The organism is Mammaliicoccus sp. A-M4, from assembly GCF_022386955.1.
Taxonomy (GTDB): domain Bacteria; phylum Bacillota; class Bacilli; order Staphylococcales; family Staphylococcaceae; genus Mammaliicoccus; species Mammaliicoccus lentus.
In genome coordinates this window covers 32,667-48,971 of sequence record NZ_JAJNHH010000002.1, presented here as the reverse complement: position 1 = coordinate 48,971, position 16,305 = coordinate 32,667, and the positions used below count along the sequence as shown (strand labels likewise).

Here is a 16,305-nt window from a genome sequence, read left to right as displayed (position 1 = left end):
ACCATTCAATTTGTACTGACATTTAAAAATATTTTAGGAGGAAATCGTTTTGGCGAAATTTTTATACAAGCTAGGAACATTTATAGCTCAGAAAAAATGGTTAGCGGTATTTGCTTGGATTATACTAATAGCAGTTATCGTATTACCTTTAACGTTAAATGCACCAAAGTTTGATGATGATATTCAAATGAATGGTTTAAAATCACTAGATACTAATGAAAAAATTAATAAAGAATTTCATCAGGATAGTGAAAAAGCATCAATGCGTATTGTCTTTCATTCCCAATCTGAAAATGGGATAAATGATAAAGACACTAAAAAAGATATTGAAAAAACGTTAGACGATATTAAACAAGATGATGACGACATCTTAAATGTCTCTAATCCTTATGAAAGTAAACAAATCAACGACGACAAAGATACTGCAATTGCAGATATTAATTACGTTGTATCGCAAACTTCATTAAAGGATTCTTCTAAAAATAATATCATGCACGAATTAAATAAATTAGAAGATGATCATAATCTACAAATTGAAACGACAGAAGGCACATCATCTGATGTAGATATCGGTGGTATGTCTGAAGTTATCGGTGTCATTGTAGCATTTGTTATTTTACTTATAACATTCGGTTCATTAATCGCTGCTGGTATGCCAATTATCAGTGCTGTAATCGGACTAGGTTCTAGTATTGGTTTAATAGGGCTACTGACTTACGTGTTCGATATACCTAATGTCACACTGACACTGGCAGTAATGATTGGTCTTGCCGTCGGTATTGACTATTCACTATTTATTCTATTTAGATATAAAGAAGTATCCAAAACTGAAAAAGATCCAATTAAAGCAATAGGTATGGCAGTTGGGACAGCTGGTAGTGCCGTTATCTTTGCTGGTATCACAGTAATTATTGCTGTTTGTGGTTTATCTCTAGTAGGTATCGAATTCCTAGCAGTAATGGGTTATGCATCAGCTATCAGTGTTCTATTCGCTGTATTAGCAGCATTAACATTATTACCAGCGTTTATCAGTATATTCCATAAACATATTAAAATTAAAAATAAGAAAAATACAGATAATAAAGGGTACGATACACCATGGTCTAACTTTGTAGTTGGCAAACCTGTTATCGCTGTTATTTTAAGTTTAGTTGTTTTAGGTTTAGCGATTATACCTGTCGCACAAATGCGCCTAGGTATGCCTGATGACGGTATGAAACCTGCAGATTCATCTGCATATAAAGCAAATGAATTAGTCTCTAAAGAGTTTGGAGAAGGTTATAACGGTCAAATTGTTATGTTAATCAATACAAAAGACAATGGTAGTGAAAATACAATTAAACGTAATCTAGATAATGTTCGAGACGACTTAGAAGATCTAGATAGCGTCGACAAAGTATCTTCACCACAGTTAACAAACAACAATAACTATGCATTGTTAGCAATAACACCTGAAGAAGGTCCTAATGCTGTTTCAACAAACGATTTAGTTTATGACTTAAGAGATTATGATGACCAAGCACAAGACAAATATGACTTTAATACTGAAATTTCTGGACAAAGTGTTATTAACATAGATATGTCTAAAAAATTAAATGATGCTATACCAGTATTCGCTGGCGTTATCGTAGCTCTAGCATTCGTTCTATTACTATTCGTATTCCGTTCAATCCTAGTACCATTAAAAGCTGTTCTAGGCTTTGTTCTATCATTAATGGCAACATTAGGATTCACAACATTCGTTATGCAAGAAGGTTTCTTAAGCGGATTATTCGGAATTGATGCTACAGGTCCAATCTTGGCATTCTTACCTGTCATTACAATAGGTCTCTTGTTCGGTTTAGCAATTGACTATGAATTATTCTTAATGTCACGTGTTCACGAAGAGTTCAGCAAAACAGGAGATAACGCACATTCTATTAAAGTTGGTATTAAACAAAGTGGTCCTGTAATTGTTGCAGCAGCACTTATTATGTTCAGTGTATTCATCGCATTCGTTTTCCAAGATGATGTAACCATCAAGTCCATGGGTATTTCTCTAGCATTTGGTGTGTTATTCGATGCATTCATCGTTCGTATGACGCTGATACCAGCACTTACAAAACTATTCGGTAACGCTTCATGGTATATGCCTAAATGGTTAGACCGCCTCTTACCTAGAATAGATGTTGAAGGTCACGCTTTACAAGAAGGTTCAGAAGAAGATACTCATAATAGTACTTATAACTTTGGCGTAGACCCAAATAATCAAAATATTGAACAAAGAACAACTAATTTATTCAAAGATTTATCAAATGATTCTTCAGATCAAATGATACTATTCAATGCATTAATGCTTTACGCAAAAGAATATAATCCTTCCGTTTATGACAAATATATTAATCAGGAAGATTTAAAAGACGATAATCAAGAAGACTTGAATGACGATAATAATGAGTAAAGGAGGTTCTCAGATTGTTTAAAAATAGTAAATTCAAAATAATTGGCCTCGTCACAACACTAATGATTGCAATGATATTAAGTGCTTGTGGAAGTGGAAGTTCAGAAGAAAATTCATCTACTGATCTAGGCGGAAAAGAAATCGAAATTCCGTATAAAGGGGATAATTCAGCAGCACGTTCACTTGTTATCGCTGAAGTATTGAAAGATGTAGGCTATGATGTCGTAACTACGCCGGTACCTGCTAGCGGACCATTGTATTCAGCAACATCAGAAAACTCTAACTCGTTTAACGCAGCTGGTATTTTTCCGTCAACAGACAAAAGTTATTTAAATAAATATGATAACTTAGAAGTTTACGATGATAAAAATATAATTGATGAAGCAAATGTTTCATTGGCAGTGCCTAAATATATGAAAGATGTAGACTCAATTGATGATTTAAAAAATGATAATGATTTAGGAAAATCAGTAGATTGGACAATCACGGGTACAGATAATAGAAACGGTGTTATGAAAGAAACAAATGAAGCATTAAAAGATAATGATTTCAGTGATTGGAAACTTGATAAATCTTCAGATGAAGAAATGTTAAAAACAATTCAAGAAAAATATAAAAAACAACAACCTATCATCTTCACTGGAACTCAACCCCACTGGATATTCGAAGAAATGGATTTCAAAATGTTAGACGATCCGGATAAAATATATGGCAGTGGTAAAGAACACGTAAACTTAGTATTCAATAAAAACTTCAAAAACAATCATCCAGCAGCTTATAAAATAGCGACACGTATTGCTAATGATTGGAATGAAGATGACGAAAAAGAGTTATCTAAAAAAATCTATGTGGATAACGAAGACCCACAAAAAGTAGCTGAAGATTACGTTAATAATCATGAAAGTAAAAAAGATAAATGGACTGAAGGCATAAAAGAAAATTAATGTTATAGGTCTAGGGAGTAGGATTGAAAAAATTTGATACAATCATTTTTTCAATCCAGTCACCTACTGCCAATTTAATGATAGAGCCCGAGACAATTGTTTATGTCTCGGGCTCTTCTTTTTGTATTTTATTTAATTTCTTATTTTATATAATGGATTTTATTTGTTATAAGTCGATGAATACATTAATATAAGCTTATGAATTCCGTAACCAAAAAGGAGAATTTTACAGTGTATTCGTCTGCGCAAAAAAGAACAGTCCAACACATTACTCAAATTTCTTTTGACTTATTGCATGAAACAGATTTTGATCAACTAACTGTTCAAAAGATCTGTAAAGAAGCAGAAGTTAATCGAAGTACATTTTATCGTTACTTTGAAGATAAATTCGATTTACTCTATCATATTACACAATACATAGCAGAACTTTTATATAACGAAGTAAAAGCTTCACGTTATGATTCGTTATTCGAAGCTACAATCCATTATGTATATAACAATAGAGAGCTACTTAATCACGTAATTAATACATCACATCACGTAGATGTTTTTAATGAATTAACCATAATAAGTAGTAGACTTTTACAAGAGTTTGCTCCGGTTAATGATGACCCGATATGTAAAAAAGTACGAAACTCAAGCCATCCAGATTTAGTAAGTGATTTCTATGGTAGTGGGATTATACATGTAATCAAACAATGGCATAACAATAAATATGATTATACTATTGAAGAACTATTAGAAATAGTAGAAGAAGGCCCAGACAGTATTTTTGAGTAGAAAACACTACCTCAAAAATACTGTTTTTTTAGGGCTTGAAATTTTATTAATGATTCTGAATGTTGCACGTGGCACTCGTCTTGCAACATCCTGACCTTATATGTTGCACGTGATGCTCGTCTTGCAATATTCAGTGCCTTTCTACCTCCAGATTTCCCAACGCTTATACTTAAAACTATATTACAATAAATTCACCTAAGTCTTCTTTCTTTTTTTATAACATTCTTATTTCTCTCAAAACCTTATTGACTTGAATGTCTATAAAAATATAAGATAGTTCATATACAATGCAGTTTGTAATTAATTTATTCATAATTAATTTATTCATAATTAATTATATTATTACAACTTTTTTGTAATTTTATAGGTTGTAGTGAATAAAAATCACTTACTATTCCGCTAAAATAATAATGGAGGATACATACAAATATCATGAAAACAAAATTAACAATAAAAGAGAATATTTTTATTGGATCCATGCTATTTGGTTTATTTTTTGGGGCAGGCAATTTAATCTTTCCGCTTCATTTAGGCCAATTAGCTGGTTCTAACGTATTTACCGCGAATTTAGGGTTCTTAATTACTGCAATTGGTTTACCTTTCTTAGGTATTGTTGCTATTGGAATATCTAAAACAAGCGGTATTTTTGAGATATCTTCCAGAGTCAGCGTGATCTATGCTTATATATTCACGATTGCTCTATATCTCGTAATCGGACCATTCTTTGCTTTACCAAGGTTAGCTACGACTTCTTTTGAAATTGCTTTTTCACCTTTTATTTCAAGTTCGTCTAGTACATTATACTTATCTATTTTTAGTATTTTATTCTTTGCAATAGCTTGGTTTTTCGCAAGAAAACCTTCCAAAATTTTAGATTATATTGGAAAGTTTTTAAACCCAATATTTTTAGTTTTACTAGGTATTGTTATTCTTTTAGCTTTTATAAATCCTATGGGTGGTATTTCAGAAGCTCCGATCGATCCTAAATATGACAAGAGTTCATTATTATCTGGTTTCATAGATGGTTATAATACACTAGATGCTTTAGCTTCACTAGCTTTCGGTGTAATTATAGTCTCAACAATTAAAAAATTAGGCATAACAAGTCCGAATGGTATTGCTAAAGAAACAATTAAATCTGGGACAATTAGCATTGTTTTAATGGGTGTTATTTATAGCTTATTAGCTTTTATGGGAACAATGAGTCTTGGCCACTTCAAAATCAGTGAAAATGGCGGTATTGCTTTAGCTCAAATTGCTCAATATTACCTAGGAAATTACGGCATTATCATTTTAGGTTTAATTATTATTGTCGCATGTTTAAAAACAGCTATCGGTCTTATCACTGCTTTTTCAGAAACATTCGTAGACCTATTTCCAAAACAAAATTACTTAGTATTAGCTACAGTAGTAAGTATTATGTCATGTGTGTTTGCAAACGTTGGATTAACTAAAATTATCACTTATTCAACACCTGTACTGATGTTCTTATATCCACTTGCAATCACTTTAATATTACTAACACTATTCAGTCCTTTATTTAATCATTCAAGAACGGTCTATCGTTTCACTACATATTTCACAATGATTGCTTCTTTTGTAGACGGAGTTCAAGCGAGCCCTGAAGTATTCTTAAACACAAAATTTGCTCAAGTTGTTATTTCATTCGGTGAAAAATGGTTACCATTTTTTGATATTGGAATGGGCTGGCTACTTCCGTCTATTTTAGGTTTTGTAATTGGCTTAATCGTATATAAACTAACTAAAAATCAAAATAAAGAAATTCCTGCTTAAAAATAATAAAACGCGCTTTCAATTTGAAAGCGCGTTTTATTATCTTTTTATAAGTGCTGTTAATTCTGCTTGGTATACTTTTATGTTTTTATCATTAAATGTTGATAAAAGAACAGTGAGTAACCCTTGTTCATCATTTAATACTTTCTTGTTAATGACTTCGGCTCGTACACTTAATACATCTGTTGGATATACTGGCTTAATAAATTTAACAGCTTCCATCTTAGTCCCGGCAATCACATCATCACCATACTTACCCTCTTCCACCCATAATTTGAATGATAAAGCGAGCGTATGAATACCTGATGCTATAATACCTTGAAACATACCTTGACTAGCTTTTTCATGATCTAAATGCATGTATTGCGGGTCAAACTCACTAGCAAATTTTTTAACATTTTCTTCAGTTAAAGAATATGGTTTTGTTTCAAATATATCACCAATGGAAAATTCATCTAGTTTCATGATTCATTTCCTTGTTGTTTATAGTTTCTAATATGGCCCTCGATACTATCTAAATATACTTTTGTATATGGATCTTGCGTTAATTCTTGCTCAAGGTCAAATTCTCCATTATCAAAACGATTAAAGAAATGTTCGTATTCTTCTACAGTCAGTTCTTTTCGAGATTTAAGCATATCTAAATGTCTTTCTTTATCTAACATTTTCTCATAGCCCGGTACAAGTGAACCGCTGAATATTTCCCCTACTGCTCCTGATCCGTAACTAAACAAACAGATTTTTTGGTCATCTTGGAATTCGTGATTTTCAAGTAAAGATATTAAACTTAAGTATAATGAACCTGTATAAATATTCCCTACATCACGGTTATAGTTAACAGAATCTTGATACGCATCCATCAATCTATTTTTTGTTGAATCTTCTACGTTTTCGCTTAAAATAGTCTTAAAGGCTTTTTGTCCCATTTTAGTAAATGGCACATGGAAACAGAATGATTCAAAATCATTTAAACCATATTTAGTTCTTTTAGTGTATTCATTCCAAAGTGTATTGAAAGAATCAATATATGCGTCTTTAGATAAAGCTCCATCAACTACTGGATATTTTTCAGATGTTGGACGCCAGAAATCATATACGTTTGTGGTATGTGCAACACTGTCGTCGTTTAACGTCAAAATTCTAGGGTTGTGGCTAATTAGCATTGCTACTGCACCAGCACCTTGTGTAGGTTCTCCACCAGAGTTTAAACCATAACGTGCAATGTCTGAAGCAATGACAAGAACTTTCTTGTCTGGACGATTAGATAAGAAATCTTTAGCTAATTGAATAGCTGCTGTAGCTGAATAACATGCTTCTTTCATTTCTATACAACGTGCAAATGGTTGTATATTAAGCATGCTGTGTATTTCTATAGATGCTGCTTTAGAATGATCAACACCAGATTCTGTAGCAACGACTACCATTTCGATATCTTTTTTGTCTTCTTCAGTTAATATATTTTGAGCTGCGTTGACACCCATAGAGATGATATCTTGGCTCACGGGATTTACAGCCATTTTTGTTTGGCCAATTCCAATCGTAAATTTTTCTGGTTCTATTTGACGTGCTTTTGCTAAATCAGTCATACTGACATAGAAGTTTGGGATATAAAAATCTAATTTATCAATACCTATTATCATAATAAATTCCTTTCGAGGTTTATTTTATAATAAAATCATATCAAATGAGGGTATTTAATTACAAATATTAATTAATAAATTTATAAAAGGAGATACAATTCATGAAAAAAGTTGTTATCGTAAGTGCTCAAAGAACACCTGTAGGAAAATTTAGAGGGAAATTAAGCCGTTATTCAGCGGTGGAACTTGGCACTTTTGCCTTAAAATCTGCTATAGATAAAATTCAAATAGATCCAGCTCAAATACAAAATATTATTTTCGGGAATGTTATTCAATCTGGCAGTGGTCAAAATCCTGCTCGACAAATCGGTATTAATTCAGGTGTCCCATACAAGACGCCAGCAATGACAGTAAATGAAGTATGTGGATCTGGCCTAAAATCTATTATTTTAGGTAAACAACTCATACAGTTAGGAGAAGCTGAGGTTGTAGCTGTTGGTGGTATCGAAAGCATGACAAATGCTCCAGAACTTATTTTAAAAAAGGACACTGCTCCTGTAAAAAGTTTTATGCATGATGGTTTAACAGATGTATTTAATCAAATACCAATGGGTTTAACTGCTGAACGTATTGCTGAAAAGTATGAAGTAAGTCGTGTAGACCAAGATGAATTTGCGTTAAATTCTCATTTGAAAGCTCATGAAGCAATTCAAGCAGGTAAATTTGATAAGGAAATTGTTCCACTCGAAGATATAAACGGCGAAATGATGAATGCTGACGAATTAGTTAGACCTGAAAGTAACATGGAAGATTTAGGTTCTTTAAAAACAATCTTTAAAGAAGACGGTACGATTACAGCTGGAAATGCATCAGCATTAAGCGATGGCGCATCTGCTTTAATCCTCATGGATGAAGACTATGCTAAAGAACACAATTATACAATTTTAGCTACGTTAGGAGAACATTCAGAAATAGGTTGTGACCCTTTATATATGGGATACGCTCCTTTTTATGCAGTTGAAGCATTGCTCAATAAAGTTAACAAAACTATCGAAGATATAGATTTAGTAGAAATGACTGAGGCTTTCTCAGCTCAAAGTATACCAGTTAAGAAAAATTTAAATATTCCAGATGAGAATTTCAACATATATGGTGGCGCAATTGCTTTAGGACATCCGTTAGGCTCCACAGGGTCAAGATTGGTTACAACTTTATCTTATGCACTACATCAAGAGAATAAACAAACTGGTATCGCGACAGCTTGTATCGGTGGTGGCTTAGGTATTGCTTTAATGATAGAAAGAGGAGCAGATCAATAATGGAAAAATTAACAAAAGACTTTAGACATTTATCTCGATTAGAGAAAATTGAACAACTCAAAAAACATGGTTGGCTAAATGAAGAATCTGAACAAATCCTACACAATCATTCTGTAATAGATAAAGAACTATTAGATAATTTAATTGAAAATGTTATTGGACAAGGTACTCTGCCAATAGGTATATTGCCAGAAATAATAGTAAACGATAAAGCATATGTTGTTCCTATGATGGTCGAAGAACCTTCAGTCGTAGCAGCTGCAAGTTATGGTTCAAAACTATTTAACAATACGGGCGGTCTAAAAATCATTAAGACTGGAACAACTAAATTAGGACAAATTGTATTTGATCAAGTAAACAATACAACAGAATTAAGCAAAAAAATATATGCATTAGAAGAACAAATCCATAAAGTAGCTGACAAAGTGTATCCGTCCATCAAGAAAAGAGGCGGAGGATATCAAAAAATAGAAATAGATGAATTCCCTAAAGAACACATGCTTTCCTTAAAAGTCCATGTGGATACATGTGATGCAATGGGCGCTAATATTATCAATACTATACTTGAAGGTATTGCGAGCTATTTAGAAACAGAACTCGATAACAATGAAATATTGATGAGCATCCTTTCCAATTACAACACAACATCTGTTGTACGTATCGAGGGTAAAATAAACATCAAAGATTTAGAGAAAAATGGTATGAGTGGAGAAGAAGTTGCATATCGTATGGAAAGAGCATCTGTATTAGCTCACATAGATCCATATAGAGCTGTCACACACAACAAAGGAGTTATGAATGGTATTAGCTCAGTCGTGTTAGTTACAGGCAATGATACAAGAAGCGTAGAAGCAAGCGCACATGCATATGCTAGTAAAGATGGACAATATCGAGGATTAACAACATGGAAATTTGATAAAGAAAACAAACAACTTATCGGCAGTATTGAACTACCACTAGCAATCGGAACAATAGGTGGTGGTATCGGTCTGTTACCAGCATCAAAAGTTGCATTAGACATACTAAACGTACAAACATCACAAGAACTAGGACACGTAATGGCAGCAGTTGGGTTAGCACAGAACTTCTCAGCATGTAGAGCGCTCGTTTCAGAGGGCATACAACAAGGACATATGAACCTACACTATAAATCACTCGCGATTAAAATAGGTGCCAAAGGAGACGAAATACACGCTGTAACAACAGCCTTAAAACAATCATCTAACCCAAATCTGACTACAGCTGAAGAAATATTAAAAGAAATTAGAAGTAAATAGTAAGAAAAAGAGCTAGGGATATAAATCCTTAGCTCTTTTTTGGATGTGATGATCAAAAAAGTAAGAGTTGTTACTGTTGTTGGATTAAATATTATGTGAATACACGTAGAGGATCTCTTGTTGGATTTTCTATCTCATTAATCCAAGTACATGCCCTCTTATTGGATTTTCTAACTCATTAATCCAAGTAGACACTCTCTTTTTTTGAGGTATAGAGCGCAAGAAAGTTGCAAGAGAAGGTCCACGTGCAACATATTTTACGTAAATATTGTATCAAACTTCTTCAAATTTGATCTTATGTTATAATACGTTAATATTTACTGAATATTCAAATTTACAAAATTATAAATATAGTTTAATGGTTATATATATGACATAGAAGAGAGGCGTAGATTTTGCGTAAAATTTATTTTTTAAGTGGTTTAGGTAGTCATCGATTATATCTAAAAGATTTACAAAAGTATTTCTCAAGTATTCATTTAATTCAAATTGACCTACCTGGTCACGGTTTAAACTATGATTTAAACGTTCAATCTCTTGAAGATCTTGAAAAATGGTTTTTATCAAATATAAATGAAGAAAAAGTAACTGTCGTAGGACATTCGTTAGGAGCTGATTTATTAGTACATCTGTCTAAGTCCATTAAGAAAATTAAAAACATCATATTACTTGATGGTGGTATATTCTCATTGAATCAGTTGAGTTATGACTTTGATAAGGAAATAACAGATGTAATAACCCATTTAAAGAATCAAACATTCGACAATATAGAGTCTCTGCTAAAAGAAGAAAAAAAAGGCTACAGACAATGGACTAAAAATCTTGAAGAAGCCTCAATTGCAAGAATGTATTGCAACTGCAGTACGAAAAAGTACGAAATGGCTTTAAATCAAGACAGTATTAAAAATTTATTATCATTAAGACGAAATATAAAAATTCCAGATTTCTCAAATATTGAAGCAAACATTCTTATTTTACTACCTAGTATTCAAGACAAATTTATAGAACAAATAAAAATACAAAACATACCAAAAACAATTGAAACACATACTATTCCAGACAGTGGTCATGATATTTACCTTGATAATCCTGAAGCTGTTAATATAAAAATTAATGAGTGGCTTAAAGATAAAAGTTGATAAGTTTTAAATAAGCGAATATTATATATAAATTAAACACGGATAAGCATGCATAGATTTTTCTAGGTGTGATTTCATAGCTTTTTTAATAATATCTTTAGTTGTTAGCGCTTTGAGTATTTCATTATGTTCTTCAATTACTTCCAACATTCTACCCTGACTTTTCAATCCTTGTGTTCCTATCAAATGTCTTAAATATGTCTTATCACTAAAAAATAATCAGCACCAAATACCCCTCTTACTAGTGACAACACTAAGAGGGGTTTGGTGATACCTATGGAAGTTGTATTATAAAAACATTATACTAAATCTCCTATAAAATGTAAATATTTCATCGAATTTCTTCAATATGTGGTTCTAATAAATACCATAATTTATTACTTAATTCATCTATAGAACATGGTCTAGATTTTTCTATCCACCAAACAATTACGCCTACAATCGCCGATGCTAGGAATTGTATTGTTATTTCATTATTTTCTTGTTTAATATTCGACTTAAATTTATCTGTTAGTGTCTGTTTCAGTACGTTTAAATCTGATTTTTGTACCAATTTCTTAAGTATTTCGTATTGTTTATCTATAACTTTAAATATTTCACGGATGCTTTCCTGTGCATCATCTCTCTCGGACATGAAATTAGCACATTTTTCAATTCCCTCTGCCATTATAAAATCTATTGCGTGGTCAAGGATGTCATATTTATCGATAAAATTTAAATAAATAGTACCTCTATTAATATTAGATTCTTCTGCTATATCTTTCATAGATATTTTAGCAATATCCTTTTCTTGCATTAATTTTATAAAACTTTCAATAATAAGTTGTTGTGATTTTTCTTTCCTCTTATCCATAATAACTCCTTTTTTCTCAACAATTTTTAATATGTGTGCATTAAACATCATTATCTACTTTTTGTTTATTGAGTTTACTCTTTTACAATGATAACTTCAAGTTAATGAACAAATGTTTATTAACTGAGAGGAGAACAAGAATGAATATACTCATATATGGTGCTGGTGTTCAAGGACAATTTTTGGCACATGCACTAAACAAACGTGACAATAATATTACTATACTTGCAAGAGGTAAGACTTACGAAAGCCTACAAGAAAGAGGTGTCAGATTAAAGCACTTTCTACAAAAGAAAAATTCAATCGACCATTTTAACTATATAAGTGAATTATCTGAGACTGACCAATATGACATTATATTTGTGACAATGAAATACTCGGACTTCTATTCCGTTGTACCTGTATTAGCAAAAAACATTACCCAAAACATTATTTTTGTCGGGAATAACACTAATCCACAGAAACTTCGTAAAACAGTTCTTGAACAATCAAATACAGACAAAAATATTTCTTTTGGCTTTTTAATGACTGGCGGTAATAGAGATAAAACAAAAACAACTGTTCTTAGATTTAATGCCGGAGAGTTAAAAGTAAGTCATCTTGAAGGACAAATACCATTTCACAATATACTTGATGAGATATTTAAAGACTTATCTATAAAATTAACTTACGAAGCAAACTTTGAGGATTGGCTTATGTCACATGCAGCAATGATTATACCTCTGAATACTGGTATAATGTTGAAAAATCAATATAAAGGAAGACAAAAGCAACTTATTAAGAAAATCATAAATTCATACAACGAAATACACTTATTATTAGAACACAGTAACTATAAAATCATCCCAAGAGCACAAGCTACACTATTTAAGAAATTTAAATTTATCGCATACCCTTTACTGAAAATAATTTTAAACATTAAAATTATGAATCAAGTCCAAGGTTCAATGAGTGAAGTAGATTCACTATATGAAGATGTTAAATTACTAAATATGCAAAGTGTAATAACAACTAGACAATTAGATCGGATAGTTAAAGAAGTAAATATACTAACTTAACATTCTCGTTCATAGACATAATTTAAATAAACAAGTGAATTAAATATAAAAATTGTTGAGCGGTAATTTTTTATAATAAATTATATAAAATTGATGAATTTACCACTAAATAAAAATACTTTTGCATATGCAAAAGTATTTTTATTTTTTCGAATTTTTATTTTGGTTATATTTTATAGAAATAGCAGAATTTATCAAACTAAAATGGCATTAATTATTCAAAAGGACACAATATGTCTTTTTGAAATGTTAATTTATTTTTATTAGTTAATTAAATAAATTTTAAATTAAATTTCTTATAACTAAAATTATATGAAAGGAAGAACTAATAATGTCATTATTTGATAATACGTGGAATAATATCGAAGAATTTTGGAATAAGACAAATATTAATAATATATCTGAGCAGTATATTAACTTAAAAAATGAAAATATTAATAACCTAAATAACAAATTTTCTTGGATTCATGATGAAGATAAACCTTTTATCAATACCGATAATTGCAAAGCGGCTGATTGGGGCATACCTAATCAAGTGTTAGGTAATCTTGAAAATGCAAAAATCATCATTGGACTATTTAACCCTAAGAGTCATATGTCGAATAGCCAAGCTAATAAATGTTTATCTGTAAATGAATATATCAAGAATGAGTTAGCTGAAAGTCAAAATGATTATAATTTAGAAGCTCACGAATTCTTTATAAATATTGAAGATTATAAAAACCACATCTTTTCTAAAGATAATGTTATATCTCAAGAACTTAAAAGTTTATATAAACTACATAACGAATCAGTGCCTATTCTAGATCAAAAGCAAACAGAAATAAAAAAAGTAGCTTATTATTATAGTTTATATTTTAGTAAATCTTTTAATAAGCCTTTTAGAGAAGTAAATACTTATTATAAAAATATGTTCGATAAAATAAATAAATTAAAAAGTTATTCAAGCTCTAACTATGACATTGAAAATGAATTTTATTTTCATTTAAGCACTATGAGAATATGTAGTGTAGAACTTGTACCATACCGGAGTAAAAATAAAAATGACTTGAAAGTAAAAACTGATAAATTACCAAGTAGTATATTTATTGCGAAACAGATAATTAATTGTATTTTAAATGAAAAAGACATTAAGAATAAACCAAAAGTAATTCTTCGTTCTATTAAAGATTGGGTAAATGTTATGCAAAAAATATGCGAAAAGCTCGACATCAACTTTAATAAGGAGATTGCTCCATATTTGTATTCATTTAAGTCTCAAAATGCTGCTTTATCTCAAAATAATATATTACCTTATACCACTAAAAATCAAAATGTTTCAGAAGTTATTAACCTTATTTATCAAGAAATTTCATTAACTAATTTTTATCAGGTAATATCTCAACGCTTAGAAAATATAAATTAAGTGATTATTTTTAATATCATTTTTGTTACAATTTATTATTTATGATATCTTTTTATTAAAAAGACACATTTTGTCCATTTTAATTTTTATATTATATATTAGGAGTTGTTTACGTTGGATAAAGCGACACGTGTACTAACACTACTTACTCGTTTATTAAATGATGATGTAGTAAATACTTTTGAGTTTAGTAGAATTGCTGGGGTATCAAGCAAATCGATTCAAAGAGATATCAATGATTTAAATAATTTCTTTTATGAAAGTGATTATTGGAATAATAAACATACAAAAGTTGTATATAGTCGTAACTTAGATGGTTATCAACTTTCTAATGGCTCTTATTCGAAAAATAGTTTAGCTTTATTAAGTTTATTAATTACAATTAAAAGTTTAACACCTATTCTACATAATAATGTATACAATTTATTCTTGGATGAAATTTCTAAAAATCGTTTAGAAGATAAATTTGTGTTAAAAAGCGTATTAAATCATTTTAATATACGTCCCGATATTTTACCTGGTGAACACCTTATGACTTTGCAAAAAAGTATCGCCAAAAAATTAATGGTACGTATTACTTTAGATAAAAAAATTGTAATAAAGCCTTTATCACTAATATATATGCATTATGACTATTGGTTTACATATGAATATCAAAATAATATTTATACTATTAAAGTTCGAGATATTCTTGATATCCGATTATTAGAATCAAAATTTGACGAAGCCAAGAATAATAAACCTTTCAAATTTGAAATAGACAAATCTATTTGGAAACAATTTGAACAACAATATTCTATTCAAAAAATTTTAAAAAATGAAGGCAATAAAATTATTACTGAGGTATCATGCACTGATTTAGATGCCTATTATATCGCTTACCAACTTGCACCTTTAGCACGTATGTTAGCACCAAAGTCTTATATCAATAGCTTTATTGATCGTTTAGAAACAATAAAAGGTCTATATAGTTAAAGGAGATGAAAATGTTGAATAAGGAACAAACATTGCATGATTTAGGATTTTTAATTAATGCACATCAAAAAGTTATAGCTGAACAAGATACTATACGTGCTTGTAGAAATACAATAGCCAATGAAAAAGAAGCAATCAATTATAAACATCGTCGCAAGCAAATGATCATATTAAATTGGGTATGTCTTCCACTATTATTTTTTACTTTTATAGGTTGGAAATTTTTCGTCATTCTTTTAATTTATATTATTTTATTTAAAAAATTTAAATTAAAACCTTTTGCCACAAAAAAATACAAAAATGAAATGAATGAACTAGAAAATACTGTTGTAATACCTAGTTTAAATCAAATCAAAAATTCTGAACAACTTATCCCAAGGATTAATAATCTTATTTTACAATCTTCTGAATATCAGCGTATTCCAAATTCATACTCTCACTTAAATGCACTTGTAAATTTATTTATATATTTAAGAGATGGTAGAGCTGATAACTTAAAAGAAGCAATTAATTTATATGAAACTGAACAACATAGAGCACGTATGGAACAGAATCAGCAAGTTATGATTAGTAATACAGAACAAGCTGCAATTGATGCATATGCCGCTAGACAAAACTCTGAAATAGCAGCTGCTCAAAGTGCTGATGCTGTGAATAATAGTAGAAAGGCCAGTGCATATGCGAGTGACAATAATGATTTATTAAATAATAGAAAACAACCAGAATATAGGAGGTATTAAT

15 protein-coding genes are annotated in these 16,305 nt (G+C 30.5%); 11 read left to right on the top strand and 4 right to left on the bottom strand.

Annotated features, from left to right (window positions below; translation table 11 throughout):
- Nucleotides 1-49: 49 nt before the first annotated feature.
- The 4 genes from LQ682_RS02205 (at nucleotide 50) to brnQ (ending at nucleotide 5,958) form a co-directional block, all read left to right on the top strand.
- Nucleotides 50-2,440 (top strand): MMPL family transporter, encoded by a 2,391-nt coding sequence (locus LQ682_RS02205; protein ID WP_103268984.1) that lies wholly within the window; start codon nucleotides 50-52, stop codon nucleotides 2,438-2,440.
- Nucleotides 2,441-2,454: 14 nt separating this feature from the next.
- Entirely contained in the window at nucleotides 2,455-3,384 is a 930-nt protein-coding gene (locus LQ682_RS02200) for a glycine betaine ABC transporter substrate-binding protein (RefSeq protein ID WP_370686875.1), read from the top strand.
- A 231-nt stretch (nucleotides 3,385-3,615) separates the two neighbouring features.
- Entirely contained in the window at nucleotides 3,616-4,164 is a 549-nt protein-coding gene (locus tag LQ682_RS02195; protein WP_064204373.1) for a TetR/AcrR family transcriptional regulator, read from the top strand.
- 429 nt (nucleotides 4,165-4,593) lie between these two features.
- Nucleotides 4,594-5,958, top strand: coding sequence for a branched-chain amino acid transport system II carrier protein (gene brnQ / locus LQ682_RS02190; protein ID WP_026023604.1), 1,365 nt, complete (start codon nucleotides 4,594-4,596; stop codon nucleotides 5,956-5,958).
- Between the two features lie 39 nt (nucleotides 5,959-5,997).
- Here the strand turns inward: brnQ and LQ682_RS02185 are convergent, their stop codons facing one another.
- Both LQ682_RS02185 and LQ682_RS02180 read right to left on the bottom strand, forming a co-directional pair.
- A complete protein-coding gene (locus LQ682_RS02185) occupies nucleotides 5,998-6,423 on the bottom strand; it encodes a MaoC family dehydratase (protein ID WP_064211396.1) in 426 nt (141 codons plus the stop codon).
- Nucleotides 6,420-7,598, bottom strand: a complete 1,179-nt coding sequence (locus tag LQ682_RS02180) for a hydroxymethylglutaryl-CoA synthase (RefSeq protein ID WP_239723820.1) — start codon at nucleotides 7,596-7,598, stop codon at nucleotides 6,420-6,422. The genes LQ682_RS02185 and LQ682_RS02180 overlap by 4 nt, the downstream gene beginning before the upstream one ends.
- A 101-nt stretch (nucleotides 7,599-7,699) precedes the next feature.
- On the opposite strand from LQ682_RS02180, the gene LQ682_RS02175 reads away from it, so the two are divergent.
- The 3 genes from LQ682_RS02175 to LQ682_RS02165 all read left to right on the top strand — a co-directional run bounded on the left by LQ682_RS02175 (nucleotide 7,700) and on the right by LQ682_RS02165 (nucleotide 11,273).
- The gene (locus LQ682_RS02175; protein WP_239723819.1) at nucleotides 7,700-8,857 is read left to right on the top strand and encodes a thiolase family protein; all 1,158 of its coding nucleotides are present in this window, start codon (nucleotides 7,700-7,702) and stop codon (nucleotides 8,855-8,857) included.
- Nucleotides 8,857-10,134 carry a hydroxymethylglutaryl-CoA reductase, degradative gene (locus tag LQ682_RS02170; RefSeq protein WP_103268986.1) on the top strand — a complete coding sequence of 426 codons (1,278 nt, stop codon included), beginning with the start codon at nucleotides 8,857-8,859 and terminating at the stop codon, nucleotides 10,132-10,134. Before LQ682_RS02175 ends, LQ682_RS02170 begins: the two co-directional genes overlap by 1 nt.
- A gap of 395 nt (nucleotides 10,135-10,529) precedes the next feature.
- On the top strand, nucleotides 10,530-11,273 hold the full coding sequence (locus LQ682_RS02165) for an alpha/beta fold hydrolase (protein ID WP_239703735.1): 744 nt from the start codon (nucleotides 10,530-10,532) through the stop codon (nucleotides 11,271-11,273).
- Nucleotides 11,274-11,294: 21 nt separating this feature from the next.
- Here LQ682_RS02165 and LQ682_RS02160 read toward each other — a convergent pair whose 3' ends face one another.
- Both LQ682_RS02160 and LQ682_RS02155 read right to left on the bottom strand, forming a co-directional pair.
- On the bottom strand, nucleotides 11,295-11,441 hold the full coding sequence (locus LQ682_RS02160) for a hypothetical protein (RefSeq protein WP_239706023.1): 147 nt from the start codon (nucleotides 11,439-11,441) through the stop codon (nucleotides 11,295-11,297).
- 163 nt (nucleotides 11,442-11,604) lie between these two features.
- Nucleotides 11,605-12,126: a TetR/AcrR family transcriptional regulator gene (locus LQ682_RS02155; RefSeq protein WP_239703734.1), complete on the bottom strand. Its 522-nt coding sequence runs from the start codon at nucleotides 12,124-12,126 to the stop codon at nucleotides 11,605-11,607.
- Between the two features lie 140 nt (nucleotides 12,127-12,266).
- On the opposite strand from LQ682_RS02155, the gene LQ682_RS02150 reads away from it, so the two are divergent.
- From LQ682_RS02150 to LQ682_RS02135, 4 genes are all read left to right on the top strand, one after another.
- Nucleotides 12,267-13,184, top strand: a complete 918-nt coding sequence (locus LQ682_RS02150; protein WP_239703733.1) for a ketopantoate reductase family protein — start codon at nucleotides 12,267-12,269, stop codon at nucleotides 13,182-13,184.
- A gap of 331 nt (nucleotides 13,185-13,515) precedes the next feature.
- Nucleotides 13,516-14,589: a hypothetical protein gene (locus LQ682_RS02145; RefSeq protein WP_239723818.1), complete on the top strand. Its 1,074-nt coding sequence runs from the start codon at nucleotides 13,516-13,518 to the stop codon at nucleotides 14,587-14,589.
- 114 nt (nucleotides 14,590-14,703) lie between these two features.
- Complete coding sequence (locus tag LQ682_RS02140; protein WP_017000014.1) at nucleotides 14,704-15,564, top strand: WYL domain-containing protein; 861 nt, start codon at nucleotides 14,704-14,706, stop codon at nucleotides 15,562-15,564.
- An 11-nt stretch (nucleotides 15,565-15,575) separates the two neighbouring features.
- Nucleotides 15,576-16,304 (top strand): hypothetical protein, encoded by a 729-nt coding sequence (locus tag LQ682_RS02135; protein ID WP_017000015.1) that lies wholly within the window; start codon nucleotides 15,576-15,578, stop codon nucleotides 16,302-16,304.
- Nucleotide 16,305: the final 1 nt, after the last annotated feature.

Bases quoted from the DNA above. Each gene is read 5' to 3' on its own strand.
- LQ682_RS02185 (WP_064211396.1), bottom strand. From the start codon at position 6,423: ATGAAACTAGATGAATTTTCCATTGGTGATATATTTGAAACAAAACCA.
- LQ682_RS02180 (WP_239723820.1), bottom strand. From the start codon at position 7,598: ATGATAATAGGTATTGATAAATTAGATTTTTATATCCCAAACTTCTAT.
- LQ682_RS02175 (WP_239723819.1), top strand. From the start codon at position 7,700: ATGAAAAAAGTTGTTATCGTAAGTGCTCAAAGAACACCTGTAGGAAAA.
- LQ682_RS02170 (WP_103268986.1), top strand. From the start codon at position 8,857: ATGGAAAAATTAACAAAAGACTTTAGACATTTATCTCGATTAGAGAAA.
- LQ682_RS02155 (WP_239703734.1), bottom strand. From the start codon at position 12,126: ATGGATAAGAGGAAAGAAAAATCACAACAACTTATTATTGAAAGTTTT.
- LQ682_RS02150 (WP_239703733.1), top strand. From the start codon at position 12,267: ATGAATATACTCATATATGGTGCTGGTGTTCAAGGACAATTTTTGGCA.
- LQ682_RS02145 (WP_239723818.1), top strand. From the start codon at position 13,516: ATGTCATTATTTGATAATACGTGGAATAATATCGAAGAATTTTGGAAT.
- LQ682_RS02135 (WP_017000015.1), top strand. From the start codon at position 15,576: ATGTTGAATAAGGAACAAACATTGCATGATTTAGGATTTTTAATTAAT.